Source organism: Pseudomonas sp. NPDC086251 (assembly GCF_044746405.1).
Taxonomy (GTDB): Bacteria; Pseudomonadota; Gammaproteobacteria; order Pseudomonadales; family Pseudomonadaceae; genus Aquipseudomonas.
The window spans coordinates 163,762-185,575 of the sequence record NZ_JBIVBY010000011.1 but is presented as its reverse complement, the minus strand read 5'-3'; the positions used below and the strand labels follow the sequence as shown (position 1 = coordinate 185,575).

Sequence of the window (21,814 nt, the reverse complement as noted above, 5' to 3'; positions counted from 1 at the left end):
CCATGAACAGCTTCGCCTCACCACAGACTCTTGTTGCCCTGCCCTTTGCGCCGTCGGTGGATGATCTGTATGCACGAATCTTCGAGGCAATTCTCGAACAGCAAATCCATCCGGGAAGCCGCTTCACTGAAGAAAGCCTGGCGCAAATGTTCGGCGTTCGACGCAGCGATGTTCGCGAGGTGCTGATGCAACTGTCCCATCAGCAGATCATCATCCTTCGAGTCAACCATCGCCCCCGCGTAGCCGAAATTGATGCAGAACAGACCCGACAGACACTGCACGCGCGGCGACTGGCCGAAGTCATGCTGGTGCGATTGGCCTGTCAGCGACCTTGTCCGCAAGATCTGAAACGACTGCGTGCCTTGATCGAAAGAGAACACCTATGTGCAGAGCGTGGTCCGGCGATTCGGTTATCGGGTGAGTTTCATCTGCGGTTGGCGGAAATGGCTGGGAATGCCCCGTTAGCGCATTTTCTCGGGAGCCTTGTGCCGCTGACTTCGTTGACCCTGGCGCAGTTTGATGCGCAGGTGGACGGCTACTGCACGTGGCGGGCGCACGCGGGAATTATCGACGCAGTAGAACGAAGGGATGCTGCAATGGCAGTGACGTTGATGAACCGGCATCTGGATCATCTGGAAGAAATGTTGCTTAACCCCGTATCGATTCTTGGCAAAAATCGTGTGGCCGGTTAGATCGCCTTCGCGAGCAAGCCCTCTCCCACATTTGATCTTTGTCGGACACAAGAGAGTGGTCATACAGAGATTAATGTGGGAGCGGGCTTGCTCGCGAAAGCGGCCTCAGACACGCTGAAGAAGCCCGCCCCTACTCCGCCGCTACCCGCGCAAACCCCTCACGAATCTTCTCTTCCGGCAAATCATCGGCAATAAACACGATCACGCTTTCGCGGATTTCATCGTCGGCCCACTCGGTATCCCAGTCGAAACCGTAAAGCTTCAGCACCCCTTGAAATACCATGCGTCGCGGCTCGCCAGCGATGCTCAACACGCCTTTGTAGCGCAGCAATTGCTTGCCATGCTCTTCCAGCAGTTCGTTCATGAACTCGCTGAGCTTGTCGATATCCAGCGGTTTATCGGTGCGCAGGACCAGGCTGGAAATGCGATCGATGGAGGGTGTCTTGCTCACGGGGCGCAGGCTGATGCCGCCGCCGAGGTCGGCATTGAGGTTGAAGCCACGCACGTCGAGCAGTTCGGCCAGGTCGATCTTGCCGTGGTCGACCACGCGGATCGGTGCGCGACGGTTGATCCGGGTCAGGCGTTCGCTCAGCGCAGTGAAGGTCGGTTCGTCCACCAGGTCGCGTTTGCTCACCAGCAAACGGTCGGCGAAACCGATCTGTGCCTGGGCGATGGTCTGGGTCAGGTGAGTGTCAGCGTGGGCCGCATCCACCAGGGTGATGATGCCGTCGAGGATGTAGCGCTCGCGCAACTCTTCGTCGATGAAGAAGGTTTGTGCCACGGGCGCCGGATCGGCCAGGCCGGTGCATTCGATCACCAGACGGTCGAAGGCAATTTCGCCGCTGTCCAGGCGTTCGAGCAACAGGTACAAGGCCTTGGTCAGGTCGGTGTGGATGGTGCAGCAGACGCAGCCGTTGGACAGCGTCATCACTTGCACCGGCTCATCACCCAATAGTTGGGTATCGATGCCGGCGTCGCTGAATTCGTTTTCGATCACGGCGATTTTCAGGCCGTGCTCGGCTTTGAGCAGGTGGCGCAACAAGGTGGTCTTGCCAGCGCCAAGGAAGCCGCTGAGGATCGTGACCGGGATGGGAGAGGACAAACTGGATCTCCTGTCTCACAGAATTGAAGTATCAACACAAAATAAATGTGGGAGCTAGCCTGCTAGCGATGACGGACTATCAATCAACAGTGATGTTGAATGGTCAGCCGCCATCGCTAGCAGGCTAGCTCCCACAGGGATTGCTGTTAATCCGAAAACCGGATCAACAGCACTTCGGCCCACCCTTGCCACCGTAACGGGCTTCCTGACGTTCGCGGAAGAACATCTCGTAGCTCATCACCGGTTTGTCCGGGTGTTTGGTTTGCATGTGCTCGACGTAGTTGTCGTAGTCGGGCATGCCGACCATCAGGCGCGCGGCCTGACCGAGGTATTTACCGAGGCGACTCAGGTCATTGAACATGCTGCAATCCTCGATCAAGCATCCGGCAGGGCCTGGAATGGCGCTTCTTTATCGGTGCGTTCCTTGGTGCCCCAGGCGGAAATACCGACCTTGAGCGCATAGAACAGGATACTGAAGACCACGAACAGGAACAGCGCCGTCAGCGTTGCGTTGGTGTAGGCGTTGAAGATCACGTGCTGCATTTGAGTGATGTCCTTTGCCGGAGCGAGGATCTGGCCGTTGGCCAGGGCATCGCTGTATTTCTTGGCCAGCGACAGGAAGCCGATTGCCGGGTTGGCGTCGAACAGCTTGATGAAGCCTGCGGTGGTGGTGCAGATCAGCAGCCATACCGCGGGCAGCATGGTCACCCAGACGTAGCGTTGGCGTTTCATTTTGATCAGCACAACCGTGCCGAGCATCAGCGCGATACCGGCCAGCATCTGGTTGGAGATACCGAACAGCGGCCACAAGGTGTTGATGCCACCCAGCGGATCGATCACGCCCTGGTACAACAACCACCCCCACATCGCCACGCAACCGGCGGTCGCGATCAGGTTGGCGGTCCAGGATTCGGTGCGTTTCAGCGCCGGCACGAAGGAACCGAGCAAGTCCTGCAGCATGAAACGCCCGGCACGCGTCCCGGCATCGACAGCGGTGAGGATGAACAGCGCTTCGAACAGGATCGCGAAGTGGTACCAGAACGCCATGGTGTTTTCACCCGGCAGCACACTGTGCAGGATCTGTGCGATACCGACCGCCAGCGTTGGTGCGCCACCGGCACGGGCCAGGATGGTGGTTTCACCAATGTCCTTGGCCACCGCTTGCAGCGCTTCCGGAGTGATTGCAAAACCCCAGCTGCTGACGGTTTGCGCCACAGCCACCACATCACCGCCGACAACGGCGGCCGGGCTGTTCATGGCGAAGTACACGCCCGGTTCGATCACCGAGGCTGCCACCATCGCCATGATGGCGACGAAGGATTCCATCAGCATCGCGCCGTAACCGATGTAACGGGAGTTGACCTCGTTATCCAGCAGTTTTGGCGTGGTGCCAGAGGAGATCAGCGCGTGGAAACCGGAGACCGCGCCACAGGCAATGGTGATGAACAGGAACGGGAACAGACCGCCCTTCCACACCGGCCCGGTACCGTCGACAAACTGGGTCAGCGCCGGCATTTTCAGCTCAGGCATGGTGACCAGGATGCCGATCGCCAAGGCGACGATGGTACCGATTTTCAGGAAGGTCGACAGGTAGTCACGCGGCGCCAGAATCAGCCACACCGGTAACGAGGCGGCCACGAAACCGTAACCGACCAGCATCCAGGTAATCTGCACCCCGGTGAAGCTGAACGCCTTGGCCCACACCGGATCAGCGGCAATCTGCCCCCCCAGCCAGATCGAACCCAGCAGCAACAGCACGCCGACCACGGAGATTTCACCGATGCGGCCCGGGCGGATGTAGCGCATGTAAATGCCCATGAACATCGCGATCGGGATGGTCGCCATCACGGTGAAAATGCCCCACGGGCTTTCAGCCAGGGCCTTGACCACGATCAGCGCCAGCACCGCAAGGATGATGATCATGATCAGGAAGCAGCCAAACAGCGCGATGGTCCCGGGAATGCGGCCCATTTCTTCACGGACCATGTCGCCCAGGGAGCGGCCATTGCGGCGGGTGGACATGAACAGGACCATAAAGTCCTGAACCGCACCGGCCAGCACCACGCCGGCGATCAGCCACAGCGTGCCGGGCAGGTAACCCATCTGCGCGGCCAACACCGGACCGACCAACGGTCCCGCGCCAGCGATGGCGGCGAAATGGTGGCCGAAAAGAATGTGTTTGTTGGTAGGGACGTAGTCCAGACCGTCATTGTTGAGCACGGCGGGAGTGGCCCGTCGCGGGTCGAGTTGCATCACATTGTTCGCGATGAACAGACTGTAATAGCGGTACGCAACCAGATAGATGGCCACGGCAGCGACCACAATCCACAAGGCGTTGATCGCCTCGCCTCGGCGCAATGCCACTACACCAAGAGCGCACGCTCCTACGATTGCCAGCAGCAGCCAGGGTATGTGGCGTGCCAGGCTATTATTATTTTTCATTTTATGATTCCAGCCAGAGTGGACAAGAAAGACAGCCACCCCGAGTTTAGCGCTACTGGCAGCAAAGGCCATACCCAACATTGGTCTAGAGGTTTGTCTTGGCTGGCAGGCTTTGACAATGCGGGTCTATAGTCAGCGAACCTTATCGAGGATTGCGCCATGAGCGACCAGACTGTCGATCGCCGCCGCTTCAAACGTATTGCGTTCGATGCCCGAACGGAGCTGAGCCAGGGAGAACTCATCTGGCCGGTGAAGCTGATCGACTTGTCGCTCAAGGGCGTGCTGATCGAAAAGCCCGAGCCTTGGCTGGGTAATCCGGAGTGGCATTTCCTGGTCGATGTTCATCTCAACGAAGAGTTCAACATCAAGATGGATGTGCAGCTGACCCACGATGACCATGGCCAGCTTGGATTTGCGTGTAAACACATCAGCCTGGAGTCCATCGAACGCCTGCGGCGGTTGATCGAGCTTAATCTTGGTGATCAGCAGGAGCTTGAGCGGGAATTGGGTGCCCTGATCGAGGTTTGAAAGTCTAATCACCGACTAATGTAGGAGCGGGCTTGCTCGCGAAGAGGCCGTCACGTTCAACAGAGATGTTGACTGACAGTCCGCCTTCGCGAGCAAGCCCGCTCCCACAGGGTCCTTGCTTCACACAGGACTATTCGAACAGGGCGTCGAGGGCCTGTTCCAGGCGCGTTACCGCAATAATCTGCAACCCTGGCGGTGCCTCTTTCGGCGCATTGCCCTTAGGCACGATGGCGCGCTTGAAGCCGTGTTTGGCAGCTTCTTTCAAACGCTCCTGGCCGCTTGGCACCGGGCGCACTTCGCCGGACAAGCCCACTTCGCCGAACACCAGCAAATCATGGGACAATGGCCGGTTGCGCAGACTGGACATCACCGCCGCCATCAAGGCCAGGTCGGAAGCGGTTTCCAAGACTTTCACCCCGCCGACCACATTGAGGAACACATCCTGGTCGTGGGTCGGAATGCCGCCGTGACGGTGCAGAACCGCCAGCAACATCGCCAGTCGGTTCTGATCGAGCCCGAGGGTCACGCGGCGCGGATTGGCCAGGTGACTGTCATCCACCAGCGCCTGGACTTCCACCAGCATCGGTCGTGTGCCTTCCCACGTCGCCATGACCACGCTGCCCGGGACTTCTTCCTGCGCGCGCGTCAGAAAAATCGCCGATGGGTTGGAGACTTCTTTCAAGCCTTTGTCAGTCATGCCGAACACGCCCAGTTCGTTGACGGCACCAAAGCGGTTTTTCACCGCTCGCAGCAGACGCAAACGCCCATCGGACTCGCCTTCAAAATACAGCACGGTGTCAACCATGTGCTCCAGCACGCGCGGACCGGCCAATGCGCCTTCTTTGGTCACGTGGCCAACCAGGAAAATCGCCGTGCCGCTCTGTTTGGCGTAGCGCACCAGTAACGCTGCACTTTCCCGAACCTGAGACACGCCGCCCGGTGCCGATTGCAGTTGCTCGGTGAAGATCGTCTGAATCGAGTCGATCACCATGACCTTGGGCTTTTCCTGCCGGGCAGTCGCAATGATCGTTTCGATGCAGGTCTCGGTCATGACCCGCAGCTGATCCTGAGGCAACCCCAGGCGCCGGGCACGCATGGCTACTTGTTGCTGGGATTCTTCACCGGTGACATACAGCGCCGGCATGGTCTTGGCGAGGTTGCACAAGGTTTGCAACAGAATGGTCGACTTGCCGATGCCCGGATCACCGCCGATCAACACCACTGATCCGTCCACCAGACCGCCACCCAGCACCCGATCGAGTTCACTGGAGGCTGTGGAAAATCGCGGGATTTCTTCGACGCTGACTTCGGCCAGGGTCCTGATCTGGGCCTGCTGACCGGTCCACCCGGTGCGACCGCTCGGGGCGGCTGCCCCGCCGCTTTCCACCATGGTTTCAGTCAGGGTGTTCCAGGCCCCGCACTCACCGCACTGGCCGGCCCACTTGGGGAAGGTTGAGCCACACTCGGTGCAGCCGTACATGCGTTTGGCCTTGGCCATCTGAACTCCCGGCAAAAACCGCGATGATAGCTCAGCTGGAGCGGATCAGCGCGCGCTGTTGCCGGGCGGTGTTGACAGAATGTTTTTCGAATTCCTTGGAAACACCCACCGTATTACGATTCAGGGAAACTTGTACAACTTTGCGCTCTGGCACACAGAGCGCGCCCCGTTAAATAGAAGTAAAACCTGTACAACTGTTAAGCAAGTAAGGCATGGGCGTACAACCCCCACTTCAATTAGTTAGTCTTTCTAATAAAAAACACCTCCAGCAATCTTCCACTGAGCGCTTTATCTTCGAACATCAACCGCTTCCTTTGAGTCGAATTTTATATCCTGCACACTTTCGAACTAAAACTTCGACCTAGGTTTTATCAACCGTCCCACCTTCCCCTTCGCAAGTACCTTTACCCCGCTCTTTCAGAAATGATGGCGTTTTGAAAACTTTTCTCCGACCTTCAGGTCGATAGCAGGCAAGCCCCCTAAAGCGGGTGTTTCAAGCAAGATGTGTTTTGCTGATTTACACTGCGTTCACCAACCTCATCTGTAATAAGGAATCAACCTATGGGCGTGATAAGTGAGTTCAAGGCCTTCGCGGTCAAAGGCAACGTGGTCGACATGGCCGTGGGTATCATCATCGGCGCCGCCTTCGGCAAGATCGTTTCGTCGTTTGTCGGCGACGTGGTCATGCCGCCCATTGGCCTGCTGATCGGTGGGGTGGACTTCAGCGACCTGGCCATTACGCTCAAGGCGGCTGATGGCAACGCCCCGGCGGTGGTGCTGGCGTACGGCAAATTCATCCAGAGCATGATCGATTTCATCATTGTCGCCTTCGCGATCTTCATGGGCGTCAAAGCCATCAACCGCCTGAAGCGCGAAGAAGCCGTTGCGCCCACCCTGCCGCCGGTTCCGACCAAGGAAGAAGAGCTGCTGGGTGAGATCCGCGACCTGCTCAAGGCCCAGAACAACCGGCCTGAGTGACGTGTTGCTTTCAAAAACGGCGTCTTCAGGCAGTTAAGGCAATGTGTAGGAGCGAGCTTGATCGTGATGGACCTGAGGGCGACGCGTTTGGTCAGCAAACACGCGTTATCGTTAACGTCCATCGCGAGCGAGCTCGCTCCTACAAGGGCGGGCTCCGTTTTTTACCAGTAGTTTTCCACCGCCACTTGCCCGGGCCGTCGAGTGAGGCTCAAGTGCATATCCCGCTGCTTGAGTAACTTGCGCGTGTCATCGATCATTTGTGGATTGCCGCACAGCATGACCCGCGAGTGCTCGGCGGTGAGCGCCACGCCGGCGGCCCGTTCCAGCTCGCCACTTTCTATCAGCGCGGTAATCCGGCCATTCAGGGTTCCAGGATGCTGTTCACGCGTGACGGTAGCGATGAACTGCAGCTTGTGGGCGTACTCTTCCAGGTAATCGCGCTGCGCCAGCCCTGCAATCAAGTCCCGATAGGCCAGCTCCCGCGCTTCGCGCACGCTGTACACCAGAATGATTCGCTCGAATTTTTCCCAGACCTCGAAGTCCTGCAGAATCGACAGAAACGGCGCCACGCCGGTGCCTGTGGACAACAGCCAGAGGTCACGCCCGTCGATGAAGCGATCAAGGGTCAGGTAACCAACGGCCTGACGCTCGACCAGCAGCGTGTCGCCGACTTCCAGCCGGCTCAGCTCGCTGGTGAACTCGCCCCCCGGCACCACAATTGAGAAGAACTCAAGGAATTCGTCGTAGGGCGACGACACCATTGAATAAGCCCGCCAGACCGTGCTGCCGTCAGCCTTGGTCACGCCCAACCGGGCGAATTGCCCTGCGCGAAATCGAAAACCTGGATCCCGGGTGGTACGTAGGGTGAACAGGCTCGGGGTCAACGGCTGGACGTCAAGCAGGGTCTGACGAGTGAATTTTTCTGCACTGGCGGTCATGGGTCGCTCCCTTCAACAGATAGCCACAGTGTCCCGCAAAGCAGGTGGCGTAAACACCGGTGATTTGTAGTGGCTTTAGTGTGCGTTGATAAAGCCCACCCCGTATTCGAACCATTCCCACTTACAACTCAGCAATTAACCAACTTGTACAACTACCTTCATTACATGTCACTTGCTATCTCAATACGTTACATCGCTAAGAACTGGATATGCACTTCGACACATTGGCAAGAGCAAAAAAGTCACAGCACAAAAGTAGGAATTATCCTACACTCGGTGCGTGCCGGGTCTTGGATCCAAAAAAGCACCCTGAGGCAAAATTGGAGAAACGCGATGGAGATGTGGAAGGAATCTCAACTAAAACAATTAGCCCACGCAAAGGAAATCGACACTGCCTATAAAATCGCACTCAACTTTGTTAAGAATCTTGGTTACAAATTTTGTGCCTTTTCAACAAGTTCACGTACAAGTGATACCCGCTGTAGCAGCGTTAACCTGAACAATTTCCCCCTTGACTGGAATACGCAATATGAAAAAAACAACGCTACCGCGCTAGACCCAATAGTGGCGCACTGCAATCATTCCATGTTGCCCATACTTTGGAGCGAAGCGCTGTTTTCCAAGACGCCCTGGCTTTGGAAATCGCTGCAACAACACGGATTGCAGCATGGCTGGTCGCAATCGATCCATGATGAGCACAGCGGTTTGAGCAGCATCTTGAGCCTGGCCAGAAGTCATTGCCCGATCACGGCCTATGAGCTGTATGAAAACCTCGGCTTCACGGTTTTTATCAGCCACCACCTGCACGCTCTGGTGACGCAAGCTCAACCGCAAAGACCGCCTCGTCCCCAGGCACCGCATTTATCACCACGGGAAATCGAGGTCTTAAAACTGTCGGCCGATGGCAAGACAGCGTACGAGGTCGCCAGAATCCTGTGCCTGAGCGAACGCACCGTACACTTCCATGTACACAGTGCAATCGAGAAATTCGGCGTCAACAACAAGATGGCGGCGGTGATCGCTGCGGCGAGGTTCCATTTCCTCTGAATGCGCTCGGTTTCAACAGGAAAACCTGCGGGTAATCCAATCGAAAAAAACGTACCATTTGCGATCCTTCCTGAGTGATGACGTGTGAGACACCACGACGCAGTCCACTCGGACGGTCCCGCCCGCTACAACGCCCCCGGGCCGCGGGACACCCGTTTATTATCCAGAGCCCCCGCCCCATGCCCCTGCTCGAAACGCCTTTTGCCCAACTCGATCTGATCCGCCAACCCGACCAGCCGAACGAACCGCTGCAAGCCTTCGATGCGGCGGACGAATACCTGCTCAGTCACCTGGCCGCACAGCAGCCGGCGGCGGACACCCGAGTGTTGGTGCTCAATGACAGTTTTGGTGCGTTGGCGGCGAGTTTGGCAGGCAAGGTCCGGGTGATCAGCAGCGGCGACTCGTTCCTGGCCCTTCAAGGACTGGAAAAGAACCTTATCCGCAACGGCCTCGCGTTTGATGCCGTGCCGAACGTACCCGCCAGCGAAGCGTTGGTCGGGCCATTCGATCGTGTGTTGATCCGGGTGCCGAAAACCCTGGCGCTGCTGGAAGAACAACTGATCCGCCTGCAAGGCCAATTGGCGCCGGGTGCCCAGGTGATTGCCGCCGCGATGGTCAAGCATCTGCCGCGCGCAGCCGGGGATTTGCTGGAGCGCTACATCGGTCCGGTGCAGGCTTCATTGGCGGTAAAGAAGGCTCGGCTGCTGATCGCCACGCCAGAAGCCAAAGCACCCGCCACGTCACCCTATCCAACCCGCTATCGTCTCGACGAGCCAGCAATCGAACTGCTCAACCACGCCAATGTGTTCTGCCGCGAAGGCCTGGATATCGGTACGCGGGCGTTTCTCCCGCACTTGCCGAAAAACCTTGGCGCAGCGCGGGTTGCCGACCTCGGTTGCGGCAACGGTGTATTGGCCATCGCCAGTGCCCTGCAAAACCCTGAGGCGCACTACACGCTGGTGGACGAGTCGTTCATGGCCGTGCAATCGGCGGCCGAAAACTGGCGCGCAGCGCTGGGTGAGCGGGATGTCATCGTGCGTGCCGGCGATGGCCTGGCGGGTCAGGAGCCTGAGTCTCTGGACGTGGTGCTGTGCAACCCACCCTTTCACCAGCAACAGGTGGTGGGCGACTTCCTGGCCTGGCGCATGTTCCAGCAAGCCCGGGAAGCGCTGGTGGTGGGCGGCGCGTTGTACATCGTTGGCAACCGTCATCTGGGTTATCACAGCAAGCTTGCACGGTTGTTCCGCGGCGTCGAACAAGTGGCGGCCACACCCAAGTTCGTCATCCTTAAAGCACGCAAATAATCCCGGGCAAAAAAAACCCTCCAGCGCAGGAGGGTTGTAAATCCGTGCCCAAAGGCATCGGGATGGGATCAGTGGGTCGTCAGGCCCGCGGCGTTCATGAACATGCGCATCAGGCTCGCGACGATAAACAGCGCCACGACGCTGCCGGTCCAGATCATTGCCAGCCAGCCGAGCCGCTGCCAGAGCGGCTTTTTTTCGGCTTCTTCAATGTCGTGCAAGGTGTGTTTGTTGGTCATAGCTTTCTACCCTCTCGTCAGGATTGATGGCGTCTGTGAAGACGCCTTCGCGAGCAAGCTCGGCTCCTACAGGTTCGGTGTAACGGCCTAGTGGTAACCATCTTCGTGGGTGACCTTGCCGCGGAACACGTAGTAGCTCCAGAAGGTGTAGCCCAGGATGAACGGGATGATGAACAGCGTGCCCACCAGCATGAAGCCCTGGCTCTGCGGTGGCGCGGCGGCGTCCCAGATCGAGATCGACGGCGGCACGATGTTCGGCCACAGGCTGATGCCCAGGCCGCTGTAGCCGAGGAAGATCAGCACCAGCGTCAACAGGAACGGCGTGTAGTGCGCGTTGCGCGCCACGGCGCGGATCAGTCCGTACATGGTGACCAACACCAGAATCGGCACCGGCAGGAACCAGAACAGGTTGGGCAAAGTGAACCAGCGCGCCGCGATCTCGGCGTGGGCCAGCGGGGTCCAGATGCTGACGATGCCGATCACCGCCAACACCACGAATGCCAACGGCCGCGCCAGGTCATGCATCTGCTCCTGCAACTTGCCCTCGGTTTTCATGATCAGCCAGGTGCAACCGAGCAGCGCATACGCCACCACCAGCGCGACGCCGCAGAACAGCGTGAAGGGTGTCAGCCAGTCCAGTGATCCACCGGCAAACTGGCGATTGACCACCGGCAGCCCATCAATAAACGCACCCAGCGCCACGCCCTGGAAGAACGTTGCTGCCACCGAGCCGCCGATGAAGGCCTTGTCCCACAGGTGACGCTTGTCGTCCTTGGCCTTGAAGCGGAACTCGAACGCCACGCCGCGAAAGATCAGCCCGATCAGCATAAAGATCAGCGGCAGGTACAACGCCGACAGCACCACCGAATAGGCCAACGGGAAGGCGCCAAACAACGCGGCACCGCCGAGGACCAGCCAGGTTTCGTTACCGTCCCAGACCGGGGCGACGGTGTTCATCATCACGTCGCGGTCGCTTTTGCCCGGTATGAACGGGAAGAGAATCCCGATGCCGAGGTCAAAGCCGTCCATGACCACGTACATCATGATGCCGAAGATGATGATCACGGCCCAGATCAGCGGAAGATCAATACCCATGATTCAAATCTCCTTGGTCACGGTGTGGTCGGCATCGGCGTGATCGTCGTCGGCAGCGGACAACGGACGGGCCGGCGTACGCTTCTGCCCGGGACCACCCTCGTTGGTTTCCTTGCCTTCGTCGATCTTCGGCCCTTTGCGCACCAGGCGCATCATGTAGCCAAGACCGGTGCCAAACAGCGCGAAATACACCACGACGAACAGGACCAACGTGATGCTCATCTGCATGAAGCTGTGATTGGAAGACGCATCCGCCGTGCGCATCAAACCGTAAACCACCCACGGCTGACGGCCGATTTCAGTGGTAAACCAACCGGCGAGGATCGCGATCAGGCCGGACGGCCCCATCCACAACGCCAGGTACAGGAACGGACGCGAGGTGTAGAGCTTGTCGCGCTTGCGCAGCCACAGGCTCCACAGACCGGTGAAGATCATCAGCATGCCCAGCCCCACCATGATCCGGAACGACCAGAACACGATGGTTGAATTCGGCCGGTCTTCCGGCGGGAACTCCTTAAGCGCTGGCACCTGTTTGTCCAGGGAGTGCGTCAGGATCAGGCTGCCCAGGTACGGAATCTCGACGGCGAATTTGGTCCGTTCTTCTTTCATGTCCGGCCAGCCGAACAGGATCAGCGGAGTCGCCTCATCCCCTTTGTTTTCCCAGTGACCTTCGATCGCGGCGATTTTCGCCGGCTGATGCTCAAGCGTATTGAGGCCGTGGAAGTCGCCGATGACGGCCTGGATCGGCGCGACGATCAAGGCCATCCACATCGCCATCGAGAGCATGGTGCGGATCGCCGGGTTGTCCTTGCCGCGCAGCAAATGCCAGGCCGCCGAGGAACCGACGAAGAAGGCCGTGGCCACGAACGCAGCGGTTGCCATGTGCATCAAGCGGTACGGGAACGACGGGTTGAAGATGACGGCCAGCCAGTCCACCGGAATGACCTGGCCGTTGACGATTTCGTAGCCCTGCGGAGTTTGCATCCAGCTGTTGGAGGCGAGAATCCAGAAGGTCGAGATCAGCGTGCCGATGGCGACCATGACCGTAGCGAAGAAGTGCAGATTGCGCCCGACCTTGTTCCAGCCGAACAGCATGACGCCAAGGAAACCGGCTTCGAGGAAGAACGCGGTGAGTACTTCGTAGGTCAGCAACGGCCCGGTGACGGAACCGGCGAAGTCCGAAAAGCGGCTCCAGTTGGTGCCGAACTGATAGGCCATGACCAGCCCGGAAACCACGCCCATACCGAAGTTGACGGCAAAGATCTTCGACCAGAAATGGTACAGATCGCGGTAAGTGTCGTTATGGGTTTTCAGCCACAAGCCTTCGAGTACCGCCAGGTAACTCGCCAGGCCGATGGTGATCGCCGGGAACAGGATGTGAAACGAGATGGTGAACGCGAACTGAATTCGGGCGAGATCGAGCGCCTCCAAACCGAACATAAGTCTTCCTCTGTCAGGTAATACCGGCTGGAGGGCTTGTGGCCCTACACCCACGGCCCCCACGGATATGGAGTGCGGCGAATTTGAATTCGTTCTTTTTCTACAATCATCACAACGTAGGGAATCTGGCCATCTGGCCGCCGGATCAAATGCGCCAAGCGTCTTGATCTGGATCAAGCAACGCTAAAAGAGTAGTCGCATTTCAGGCGATGGACGGTGTGGTCTTTTGCCGCGTGACAGGTTGCCTCATAGCGCTGCTCATGCGCTGAAACACATTCCCTGTGGGAGCGGGCTTTGCTCGCGAAGGCGGTGGGTCAGTCGAAATCAATTTACCTGACCCGTCGCCTTCGCGAGCAAGCCCGCTCCCACAGGGGACTCCCGTGTTTATTCAGATCGATGTCTTGCTAACTAAATTTTCCTTCACCGTAACTTCTGGTTACAGCTTGGTGATAACCTCGACCTTCCCCTCGCTCAAGACCTGCTTCCAGATGCCCAGCCAAGCGCCCTTGCTGTTACGTCATCACCGTCCTTTCATCGCGTTCTGGCTGGCTCGGGTGTTTACCGCCAGCGGCTTTCAGATGCTCACCGTGGCCATCGGCTGGAACCTCTATCAGCTGACCGGCAACGTGCTGGATCTGGGCCTGGTCGGTCTGGTCGAGTTCGCTCCGCGCGTGCTGTTCATGCTGCACACCGGGCATGTCGCGGACCGTTATGACCGGCGCAAAGTCGCGGCCATCTGCCAGTCCCTGCAAGCGTTGATCGCCCTGGCGCTGGCCATTGGCAGCGCCACCGACCATGTCACCCGCGAAATGATCTTCATCCTCGCGTTCCTGCTCGGTGCCGCCCGCTCCTTCGAAATGCCGACCACCCAGGCGTTGCTGCCGAGCATCGTGCCCAGCGCGCTGTTTCCCCGCGCTGTCGCCGCCGCACAATCGGCTCAGCAATCGGCGACGATTGTCGCGCCGGCGCTCGGCGGTTTGCTCTATGCGTTCGGCAGCGTCTGGGTCTATGGCCCGACGGTGATCCTGTACGTCATCGCCTGTTCCCTGATGCTCAACCTCCCCGCCCGGCAAACGCCGCTGAACAAGGGCAAGGCGACCCTGGATTCATTGCTGGCGGGCATCCGTTTCATTCGCAGTCGTCCGGACATTCTCGGGGCAATCTCCCTGGATCTGTTTGCCGTATTGCTCGGTGGCGCCACGGCGTTGCTGCCCGTGTTCGCCAAGGACATTTTGCTGACCGGCCCCTGGGGATTGGGCCTGCTGCGTTCGGCACCGGCGGTCGGCGCGCTCCTGATGTCGCTGTACCTTGCGCGGTTTGCCGTGGAGCGCAACGTGGGACGGGTGATGTTCACCGCCGTGGGCATCTTCGGTGTCGCGACCATCGCCTTCGGCCTGTCGACCTCGTTCTGGTTTTCCCTCGCGGTGCTGGTGGTACTGGGCGCGGCGGACATGATCAGCATGGTGATCCGCGCGTCCTTCGTGCAACTGGAAACCCCGGACGAAATGCGCGGCCGGGTCAGCGCTGTGAACGGGTTGTTCATCGGCGCTTCGAACCAGCTGGGCGAGTTCGAATCCGGCCTGACCGCCCACTGGTTCAGCACCGTGCCGGCGGTGGTCATGGGTGGCATCGGCACGCTGGTGGTAACCGGGGCGTGGATCAAACTGTTCCCGACCCTGGCCAGCCGCGACCGCATGCATGTGCCGGTGGAGGAAGTGAAGGTCTGAAGCTGCGACCAAACACAAATTTGCCGACCAGGTGCAATACATAGATAGTGCATCGAGTGTAATGTATCGCCTTACACTCAGCCCATGATCAAATCCTTTCAGCACAAAGGCCTTCGTGGCTTCTATGAAACAGGTTCGACTCGTGGGATCCGCGCAGATCGTGCGAAACGTCTGGCTCGCCTGCTGCAGTTCATGGACCGCGCAGTAGTTCCCGGCGACCTCGACCTTCCAGGATGGCGGTTACACCCGCTCAAGGGTGAATTGACCGAATATTGGTCACTGAGTGTTTCGGGGAATTGGCGAGTCATTTTTCGCTTTATGGGTTCGGACATTGAACTGATCGACTATCTGGACTACCACTGACAGGAGGCAGGACATGCCCATGCACAACCCGCCACACCCTGGTGAGACACTCTTGATGGATGTTTTGCCCGAGCTGGGCATAAGCGTCACAGAATTGGCCCGCCACCTTGGGTTTGCCCGCCCGCATCTATCGAGAGTGCTGCACGGCCACGCGCCGATTAGTCCGGACCTGGCAGTACGTCTGGAACGTGCTGGAATTGGCAAGGCCCGGACGTGGTTAGGCGTTCAGACCGACTACGACCTCTGGCAAGCGGAGCACCGTGAGCAACCGCTCATCGAACCTATCGCCGCCCACGCCTGACGCTTTCTAAACCATTAACTCCCCCGCCACCGCCGTTCGCGTGGCTTTGCCGCAAAGGTGCTCCACCAGCGCCAGCGCAAATGGCAGCGCCGCCCCCGAGCCTTGGGCGGTGATGCAGTTGCCGTCGACCACCACCGGTTGGTCGACGAAGTTGCAGCCCAACAGTTGATGACTGGCCGATGGCAGGCAGGTCATGCGTCGCTGTCGCAGTACGCCAAAGGCTTGCAGCGCCAGCGCCGGGGCTTCGGCGATGCCGGCGAACATGCGCCCGGCCGCCGCCTGATCCTTGGTCAATTGTTGCAAGGGTTGATGGGCGGCCAGGTGTTGTGCGCCGACGGCACCACCCGGCAGGACGATCAGGTCAAACGGCTGCGCCAGCAAATCCACCAGCATCGCATCGGCCGTCAGCCGGGTGCCGCGAGCACAAGTGATCATGCGCCGCCCCTCGATGCTGGCCGCTACCACTTCAACCTTGGCGCGGCGCAGCACATCGATCAGGGTCGCGGCTTGCAAGTCATCGATGCCCTCGGCAAGGGTAATCAGGGCTCTAAAAGTCATGGGCTCAGTCCACAGAATGATCTTTAAAGCGTAGTCAGCTTTCCTGCCCCTTGTTCGAGCCTGCCGTTACTTGATGTAAAGCTGCGTCGACAGCGTATTGCCGGGCGCGTTGATCGAGGTATTGCTGAAGGTGAAGGTGCCTTCCTGCTTGCCCGCCAGATTGAAGATGTACAGATAGCCGACGACTTTCGTCCGTTCCGAGCAGTCAGTCAGGTTGCCATTAGCGAAAGCGCAGACCTTAGTCCGGGTGCCGTCCACTTCAAAACCATCCAGCGCGACCTGCGGCTGGCGTCCGTAGCCAACCTCCAGCACGTAGACCTTTATGTTCGGGCCGCTGTGATTGCAGCGCGTCTGCGCCTGCCCCTCGGCAATATCTTCAAAACCGCAGCCCGGTGATTCGACCTTGAGCACTTTGACCTGAGTCAACGGTGGCGCCGAGGCCGCCGAGACAGTTTGCGCCCCCACGAACAAGGCCATCGCCATTGCGAACACACCCGCCAGACGCTTTTTGATGCAATGCATACGTACCCCCAAAACCAGCGCGCAGTATGGCTCACTTGGCTTTAGCGCAAAACATCGACGACGATCGCAGCCATAAGCAGCCACAGCCCCATGCTGCTGGTATGATGCGCGGCTTTTTCCGACCCACAGAAAATTACCAGGCGCCTGCAGTGGTCTGTGCTTTGCTGTTGAGGTCGATACATTCACGGCGCCGGGCGCGCCACGGGGAGCAGACATGCTGGAAAGGCTGTTTCAACTCAAGGCACATAACACCAACGTGCGGACCGAGATTCTGGCGGGCATCACGACCTTTTTGGCCATGGCCTACATTCTGTTCGTCAACCCGAGCATCCTCGGCGAGACCGGCATGGACAAGGGAGCGGTGTTCGTCGCGACCTGTCTGGCCGCGGCCATCGGCTCCACGGTGATGGGCCTGATCGCCAACTACCCGATCGCCCTCGCGCCGGGCATGGGCTTGAACGCCTTCTTCACTTACACCGTTGTCCTGCACATGGGCCACACGTGGCAAGTGGCGCTGGGCGCGGTGTTCATCTCGGCGGTGCTGTTCTTCCTGCTGTCGATCTTCCGCATCCGTGAATGGATCATCAACAGCATCCCGCTGCCACTGCGGTCGGCGATTGCCGCCGGTATCGGCCTGTTCCTGGCACTGATCGCCCTGCACAACGCCGGCATCGTGGTCAGCAACCCGGCGACCATGGTCGGCCTCGGTGACCTGAAACAACCGGCACCGATCCTCGCCACCCTCGGTTTTGCCCTGATCGTCGCCCTCGAAGCCCTCGCCGTGCGCGGTGCGGTGCTGATCGGCATCCTGGCGGTGACCATCGTTTCGATCCTGATGGGCTTCACCCCGTTCGGCGGTGTGATGTCGATGCCGCCTTCGCTGGCGCCAACCTTCCTGCAACTGGACATCAAGGGCGCACTGGACATCGGTCTGGTCAGCGTGATTTTCGCCTTCCTGTTCGTCGACCTGTTCGACAACTCCGGCACCTTGATCGGCGTCGCCAAGCGCGCCGGCCTCATGGGCAAGGACGGCCACATGCCGAAAATGGGGCGTGCCCTGATCGCCGACAGTACCGCGGCCATGGCCGGTTCGCTGCTGGGCACCTCGACCACCACCAGCTACATCGAATCCGCAGCCGGCGTCAGTGCCGGTGGCCGCACCGGCCTGACCGCCATCGTCGTGGCGATTCTGTTCCTGCTCGCACTGTTCTTCTCGCCGCTGGCTGCCAGCATTCCGGCATTCGCCACCGCACCTGCACTGCTGTTCGTCGCGGTATTGATGACATCCGGGCTGGCCGAAATAGACTGGGACGACATCACCGTTGCCGCACCGGTCGTGGTCACTGCGCTGGCCATGCCATTCACGTATTCCATCGCCAACGGCATCGCCTTCGGTTTCATCTCCTGGACCGCGATCAAGCTGCTCTCCGGTCGCGGCCGTGAGCTGAACCCGGCGCTGGTGATTCTGTCGATTCTGTTCGTGATCAAGTTGGGTTGGTTCAACGCATGACTTTTGATTCCCAGGCTTACGCCGTTCAGCTTGAAGAAAAGGTCACGCGCCTGCGTGATCTGCTGGCCCCGTTCGATGCACCTGAGCCGGCCGTATTCGACTCGCCGCTGCAGAACTTCCGCCTGCGCGCCGAATTCCGCCTGTGGCGCGAAGCCGGCGAGCGCCACTACGCGATGTTTTCCCAGGACGACAAACGCACGCCGATCCTGATTGAAGAGTTTCCAATCGCCAGCACGCGCATCAACGAGTTGATGCCGCAGCTGAAAGCGGCGTGGCAAGCGAGCGCGGCCCTGAGCCACAAACTGTTTCAGGTGGAGTTCCTGACCACCCTGGCCGGCGATGCGATGATCACCCTGTGCTATCACCGTCCACTGGACGAGCACTGGCACGCGGCGGCGTCGACACTGGCCGCCGACCTGAACGTCAGCATCATCGGTCGCTCCAAGGGCAAGCGCGAAGTCATCGGCCAGGATTACGTGGTCGAGCGGATGGATGTCGGCGGTCGCACGTTCAGTTACCGCCAACCAGAAGGCGCGTTCACCCAGCCGAACGGCACCGTGAACCAGAAGATGCTCAACTGGGCTTACGACTCACTGGGTGATCGCTCCGACGATTTGCTGGAACTGTATTGCGGCAACGGTAACTTCACGCTGCCGCTCGCAACCCGCGTGCGCAAGGCACTGGCCACCGAAATCAGCAAGGCGTCGGTCAACGCGGCGCTGAGCAACCTCAGCGAAAATGCTGTGGATAACGTCACCTTGGTGCGCCTGTCCGCCGAGGAGCTGACCGAAGCCCTGAATGAAGTGCGCCCGTTCCGTCGCCTGCACGGCATCGACCTCAAGAGCTACGAGTTCGGGAGCGTCTTCGTCGATCCGCCGCGTGCCGGCATGGACCCGGACACCTGCGAGCTGACCCGACGTTTCGACAACATCCTGTACATTTCCTGCAACCCCGAAACCCTGGCGGCCAACATCGCCCAACTGCACGACACCCATCGCATAACTCAATGCGCGATGTTCGACCAGTTCCCGTGGACGCATCACATGGAATCCGGCGTGTTGTTGACCCGTCGTTGATTGCAGCGGTCCGCTACAAAACAGCCGTCAGTACGACGGCTTTTTTGTGCGCGCTCAATCGGTGACATCTGCCTTGCGTGGACGCCCGCCCTTGCGGCCATTTGCTCGCGCCGCCTCGGCTTTGGCGGCGCTGCTTTGGCGACCATTACGCGAGGCGATGACCGAGGCGGCCATGTCCATCAGCGGCTTGCTGGCCGAAATCATCCCGGCGATGGAAACGTGCAGATCCTTACCCTCGTGGCAAAGGGCTGTCCCGGAAAAACCGACTTTCAGGTCTGCGAAATCCTCGACGTCGAACTCATCGAATTCCGGATAGTGCTGCACGGGCAGCAGCACGCCACTGCCATCAACGAAACCGACCGCCAGGCACGGATCCACAAAGGTCACCGAAGTCGCCTGCAAACCGCCTTTGTGGCGCACTTGCCCACGCTGGATGGCTTCATCCAGCACCGCTTCGGTGACGGGCCGATCCGTCAACATTTTTGCTGTTATCGTTTTCACAGTTCGATCTCCACGCCCTCTGGAACGCCGATCAGCGCCAGCAGGGTCTTGTTCGTCTCGGGCTCATAGCAAGCCGAGCCAATCATCCAGGTCGTACTCGCAATCCTTTTTACCACCACGACTTCGCTGGCTTGCCAGTCCCATATCTGATGATCGAGGCAGACCGTGTGCAGCTTGTCCCACCAGATACCCCGGGCACGGCGCAAGTGCGCGGGTCGTCCAAGCGCGTGGCGTAACCCTTCCAGCACCGCCACAGGAGGCCTGCGTGAATGAGGAACCACGTCCCACAGTTCGACACTGTTGTGCCAGAAGCTGAACTTGAAGCGCGCACTCCATGTTCCGGCATCCACATGGGCATGCGGCGGGCAGTGTTCATCGCGCAACATGATCACCATTGAAAAGCCTTTGTAACTGAACAATCTCATGCTAACCCATCCGTTAGGTTAATGAATCCGAAGACTCGACATTCCCTGGAAAATCCGATCACCGGTGCAGCACTGAATCCTTACTACGCCTCTGAGCCTAGTGCCAAGCCTCGCCTCAAGTCGGTGGATAACACCGAAAATTGGTAAGCAATCCTTTCTCGCGCCCACAAAAAAGCCGTCCCGAGGACGGCTGTCTTGGCTTTCAGGAAATCAACCTGGCTGGTTTTTTCGATACTCGGTTGTGGTGATGCCCGCGTACCCCCAGTTATCCGTATCGACTTCCTCAATCACGATGTGGGTCAACTCCGGCGGCTTGCCGAGGACGCGCTTCAAGGTGTCGGTGATTTCGGCAATGACCTGAGCCTTCTGCTCCCGGGTCACGCCGTCACGGGTAATGCGTACGCTAACGAAAGGCATGGTGTTGCTCCTGCTGGCTGGTTAAGAAAGGCTTCGCTTTTCACTGCTCAACGCGAACTCACTGTATCTGTGTGCGGGCATCTGATAAATACTGATCCGCACACTTTATTTGATCCCCGGTGTAATTAATCATGCAGCGACAATTCGACGATCTTCAGTTGGGCAGCATCGAGCTTTTTTGTCTCGCCGCCGAGGCTGGCAGTTTTACCGCTGCCGCACTGGGGGCTGGCGTGACACCGGCAGCGGTGAGCCGGTCGGTGTCGCGCATGGAAGAACGCCTGGGTGTGCGGCTATTCGCGCGCACCACTCGCAGCGTGAAGCTGACCGACAGTGGGCGTCGGTATTACGAGGAATGTCGTCAGGCGCTGGCGCAACTGGTCGAGGCCCAACGTGAAGTCATGGGCCAGCAACAACAACCTTCCGGCACCTTGCGCATCAGCATTCCCACGACGTACGCACACCACCGGATCCTGCCGTTGCTGCCTGAATTTCGGGCGCGCTTTCCGTCGGTGAAGGTTGAGTCGCACATCAGTAATCGCAATATCGATTTCGTTGGCGAAGGCTATGACATGGCCATTCGCGTGCGGGCGATTCCGGATTCCGGCCTGATCGCCCGACACCTTGAAGACGCCGCGCTGGTGATGATTGCCAGTCCCGACTACCTGAAACACGCGGGCGTTCCGCAAACGCTGGACGATCTCAAACAGCACGAATGCATCCAGTATGAACTGCCCAGCAGCGGTCGGCGGATTGCCTGGCTCTTCAACGACAATGGCGTTGAACGGGAGATTCTGGCCGAGGGCAATCTCAGTTGTTCCGATGACGTACTGGGCGGCGTGACCCTGGCCAAGCACGGAGCGGGTTTGTTTCAGACCTACCGATTCATCGTCGAAAAAGAATTGGCCAATGGTTCGCTGGTAGAAGTGCTCAAGCCCTATGGCGGACGCTCGCGGCCGTTCACCCTGCTCTATCCGCAGAGTCGCCATATGCCTTTGCGGGTGAGGGCATTTGTCGATTTTCTGGTGGAGCATTTGCCGCGCTGACATCGAAATCGTCCGATCACCGCACACAAAAACCGAAGACGTCGCCTCTTCAATTGACCAAATTAACCAGC

The 21,814-nt window shown here is 59.0% G+C and carries 24 protein-coding genes; 11 read left to right on the top strand and 13 right to left on the bottom strand.

All coding sequences use genetic code 11. The annotated features are described in order from the left end of the window. The first annotated feature begins 2 nt into the window (after positions 1–2). Complete coding sequence (locus ACIPL2_RS15605) at positions 3–692, top strand: GntR family transcriptional regulator (protein WP_401357702.1); 690 nt, start codon at positions 3–5, stop codon at positions 690–692. A 130-nt stretch (positions 693–822) separates the two neighbouring features. Here ACIPL2_RS15605 and yjiA read toward each other — a convergent pair whose 3' ends face one another. The 3 genes from yjiA to ACIPL2_RS15590 all read right to left on the bottom strand — a co-directional run bounded on the left by yjiA (position 823) and on the right by ACIPL2_RS15590 (position 4,236). Further along, complete coding sequence (yjiA, locus tag ACIPL2_RS15600) at positions 823–1,794, bottom strand: GTPase (protein ID WP_401357700.1); 972 nt, start codon at positions 1,792–1,794, stop codon at positions 823–825. Between the two features lie 163 nt (positions 1,795–1,957). Beyond that, positions 1,958–2,155, bottom strand: a complete 198-nt coding sequence (locus tag ACIPL2_RS15595) for a YbdD/YjiX family protein (RefSeq protein ID WP_007895266.1) — start codon at positions 2,153–2,155, stop codon at positions 1,958–1,960. A gap of 14 nt (positions 2,156–2,169) precedes the next feature. Next, positions 2,170–4,236 carry a carbon starvation CstA family protein gene (locus ACIPL2_RS15590; RefSeq protein ID WP_401357699.1) on the bottom strand — a complete coding sequence of 689 codons (2,067 nt, stop codon included), beginning with the start codon at positions 4,234–4,236 and terminating at the stop codon, positions 2,170–2,172. A gap of 159 nt (positions 4,237–4,395) precedes the next feature. Here ACIPL2_RS15590 and ACIPL2_RS15585 point away from each other — a divergent pair, with 159 nt between their 5' ends. Further along, a complete protein-coding gene (locus ACIPL2_RS15585; protein ID WP_401357698.1) occupies positions 4,396–4,764 on the top strand; it encodes a PilZ domain-containing protein in 369 nt (122 codons plus the stop codon). A 130-nt stretch (positions 4,765–4,894) separates the two neighbouring features. On the opposite strand, the gene radA is transcribed toward ACIPL2_RS15585, so the two are convergent. Continuing rightward, the gene (gene radA / locus ACIPL2_RS15580; protein ID WP_401357697.1) at positions 4,895–6,262 is read right to left on the bottom strand and encodes a DNA repair protein RadA; all 1,368 of its coding nucleotides are present in this window, start codon (positions 6,260–6,262) and stop codon (positions 4,895–4,897) included. A 561-nt stretch (positions 6,263–6,823) separates the two neighbouring features. Between radA and mscL the strand changes: the two genes are divergently transcribed. After that, complete coding sequence (gene mscL / locus ACIPL2_RS15575; RefSeq protein WP_401357696.1) at positions 6,824–7,240, top strand: large-conductance mechanosensitive channel protein MscL; 417 nt, start codon at positions 6,824–6,826, stop codon at positions 7,238–7,240. Positions 7,241–7,401: 161 nt separating this feature from the next. Here mscL and ACIPL2_RS15570 read toward each other — a convergent pair whose 3' ends face one another. After that, a complete protein-coding gene (locus ACIPL2_RS15570; RefSeq protein ID WP_401357695.1) occupies positions 7,402–8,178 on the bottom strand; it encodes a ferredoxin--NADP reductase in 777 nt (258 codons plus the stop codon). A gap of 333 nt (positions 8,179–8,511) precedes the next feature. On the opposite strand from ACIPL2_RS15570, the gene ACIPL2_RS15565 reads away from it, so the two are divergent. Further along, positions 8,512–9,225, top strand: coding sequence for an autoinducer binding domain-containing protein (locus ACIPL2_RS15565; RefSeq protein WP_401357694.1), 714 nt, complete (start codon positions 8,512–8,514; stop codon positions 9,223–9,225). Positions 9,226–9,404: 179 nt separating this feature from the next. Further along, the gene (locus tag ACIPL2_RS15560) at positions 9,405–10,529 is read left to right on the top strand and encodes a methyltransferase (RefSeq protein WP_401357693.1); all 1,125 of its coding nucleotides are present in this window, start codon (positions 9,405–9,407) and stop codon (positions 10,527–10,529) included. A gap of 68 nt (positions 10,530–10,597) precedes the next feature. Here the strand turns inward: ACIPL2_RS15560 and ACIPL2_RS15555 are convergent, their stop codons facing one another. The 3 genes from ACIPL2_RS15555 to ACIPL2_RS15545 form a co-directional block, all read right to left on the bottom strand. Next, positions 10,598–10,765 carry a DUF2474 domain-containing protein gene (locus ACIPL2_RS15555; protein WP_082377757.1) on the bottom strand — a complete coding sequence of 56 codons (168 nt, stop codon included), beginning with the start codon at positions 10,763–10,765 and terminating at the stop codon, positions 10,598–10,600. Between the two features lie 87 nt (positions 10,766–10,852). Further along, positions 10,853–11,860, bottom strand: coding sequence for a cytochrome d ubiquinol oxidase subunit II (gene cydB, locus ACIPL2_RS15550; RefSeq protein ID WP_401357691.1), 1,008 nt, complete (start codon positions 11,858–11,860; stop codon positions 10,853–10,855). A gap of 3 nt (positions 11,861–11,863) precedes the next feature. Next, positions 11,864–13,300: a cytochrome ubiquinol oxidase subunit I gene (locus ACIPL2_RS15545; RefSeq protein ID WP_401357690.1), complete on the bottom strand. Its 1,437-nt coding sequence runs from the start codon at positions 13,298–13,300 to the stop codon at positions 11,864–11,866. Positions 13,301–13,788: 488 nt separating this feature from the next. Here ACIPL2_RS15545 and ACIPL2_RS15540 point away from each other — a divergent pair, with 488 nt between their 5' ends. The 3 genes from ACIPL2_RS15540 (at position 13,789) to ACIPL2_RS15530 (ending at position 15,691) form a co-directional block, all read left to right on the top strand. Beyond that, positions 13,789–15,027 (top strand): MFS transporter, encoded by a 1,239-nt coding sequence (locus ACIPL2_RS15540; protein ID WP_401357689.1) that lies wholly within the window; start codon positions 13,789–13,791, stop codon positions 15,025–15,027. Between the two features lie 84 nt (positions 15,028–15,111). Beyond that, a complete protein-coding gene (locus ACIPL2_RS15535) occupies positions 15,112–15,390 on the top strand; it encodes a type II toxin-antitoxin system RelE/ParE family toxin (RefSeq protein ID WP_401357688.1) in 279 nt (92 codons plus the stop codon). A 13-nt stretch (positions 15,391–15,403) separates the two neighbouring features. Beyond that, complete coding sequence (locus tag ACIPL2_RS15530) at positions 15,404–15,691, top strand: HigA family addiction module antitoxin (RefSeq protein ID WP_401357687.1); 288 nt, start codon at positions 15,404–15,406, stop codon at positions 15,689–15,691. A 6-nt stretch (positions 15,692–15,697) separates the two neighbouring features. Here ACIPL2_RS15530 and ACIPL2_RS15525 read toward each other — a convergent pair whose 3' ends face one another. Both ACIPL2_RS15525 and ACIPL2_RS15520 read right to left on the bottom strand, forming a co-directional pair. Next, positions 15,698–16,249 carry a DJ-1 family glyoxalase III gene (locus ACIPL2_RS15525; protein WP_401357686.1) on the bottom strand — a complete coding sequence of 184 codons (552 nt, stop codon included), beginning with the start codon at positions 16,247–16,249 and terminating at the stop codon, positions 15,698–15,700. 66 nt (positions 16,250–16,315) lie between these two features. Beyond that, on the bottom strand, positions 16,316–16,771 hold the full coding sequence (locus ACIPL2_RS15520; RefSeq protein ID WP_401357685.1) for a DUF4879 domain-containing protein: 456 nt from the start codon (positions 16,769–16,771) through the stop codon (positions 16,316–16,318). A 214-nt stretch (positions 16,772–16,985) separates the two neighbouring features. On the opposite strand from ACIPL2_RS15520, the gene ACIPL2_RS15515 reads away from it, so the two are divergent. Both ACIPL2_RS15515 and trmA read left to right on the top strand, forming a co-directional pair. Then, the gene (locus ACIPL2_RS15515; protein WP_401357683.1) at positions 16,986–18,281 is read left to right on the top strand and encodes an NCS2 family permease; all 1,296 of its coding nucleotides are present in this window, start codon (positions 16,986–16,988) and stop codon (positions 18,279–18,281) included. Next, on the top strand, positions 18,278–19,357 hold the full coding sequence (gene trmA / locus ACIPL2_RS15510; protein WP_401357682.1) for a tRNA (uridine(54)-C5)-methyltransferase TrmA: 1,080 nt from the start codon (positions 18,278–18,280) through the stop codon (positions 19,355–19,357). Before ACIPL2_RS15515 ends, trmA begins: the two co-directional genes overlap by 4 nt. 54 nt (positions 19,358–19,411) lie before the next feature. On the opposite strand, the gene ACIPL2_RS15505 is transcribed toward trmA, so the two are convergent. The 3 genes from ACIPL2_RS15505 to ACIPL2_RS15495 all read right to left on the bottom strand — a co-directional run bounded on the left by ACIPL2_RS15505 (position 19,412) and on the right by ACIPL2_RS15495 (position 20,700). Next, positions 19,412–19,858: a DUF2442 domain-containing protein gene (locus ACIPL2_RS15505; protein WP_401357681.1), complete on the bottom strand. Its 447-nt coding sequence runs from the start codon at positions 19,856–19,858 to the stop codon at positions 19,412–19,414. Then, positions 19,855–20,283: a DUF4160 domain-containing protein gene (locus tag ACIPL2_RS15500; RefSeq protein WP_401357680.1), complete on the bottom strand. Its 429-nt coding sequence runs from the start codon at positions 20,281–20,283 to the stop codon at positions 19,855–19,857. Before ACIPL2_RS15500 ends, ACIPL2_RS15505 begins: the two co-directional genes overlap by 4 nt. A gap of 210 nt (positions 20,284–20,493) precedes the next feature. Beyond that, complete coding sequence (locus ACIPL2_RS15495; RefSeq protein ID WP_059402046.1) at positions 20,494–20,700, bottom strand: 4-oxalocrotonate tautomerase family protein; 207 nt, start codon at positions 20,698–20,700, stop codon at positions 20,494–20,496. Between the two features lie 131 nt (positions 20,701–20,831). Between ACIPL2_RS15495 and ACIPL2_RS15490 the strand changes: the two genes are divergently transcribed. Further along, entirely contained in the window at positions 20,832–21,743 is a 912-nt protein-coding gene (locus ACIPL2_RS15490; RefSeq protein WP_401357678.1) for a LysR substrate-binding domain-containing protein, read from the top strand. Positions 21,744–21,814: the final 71 nt, after the last annotated feature.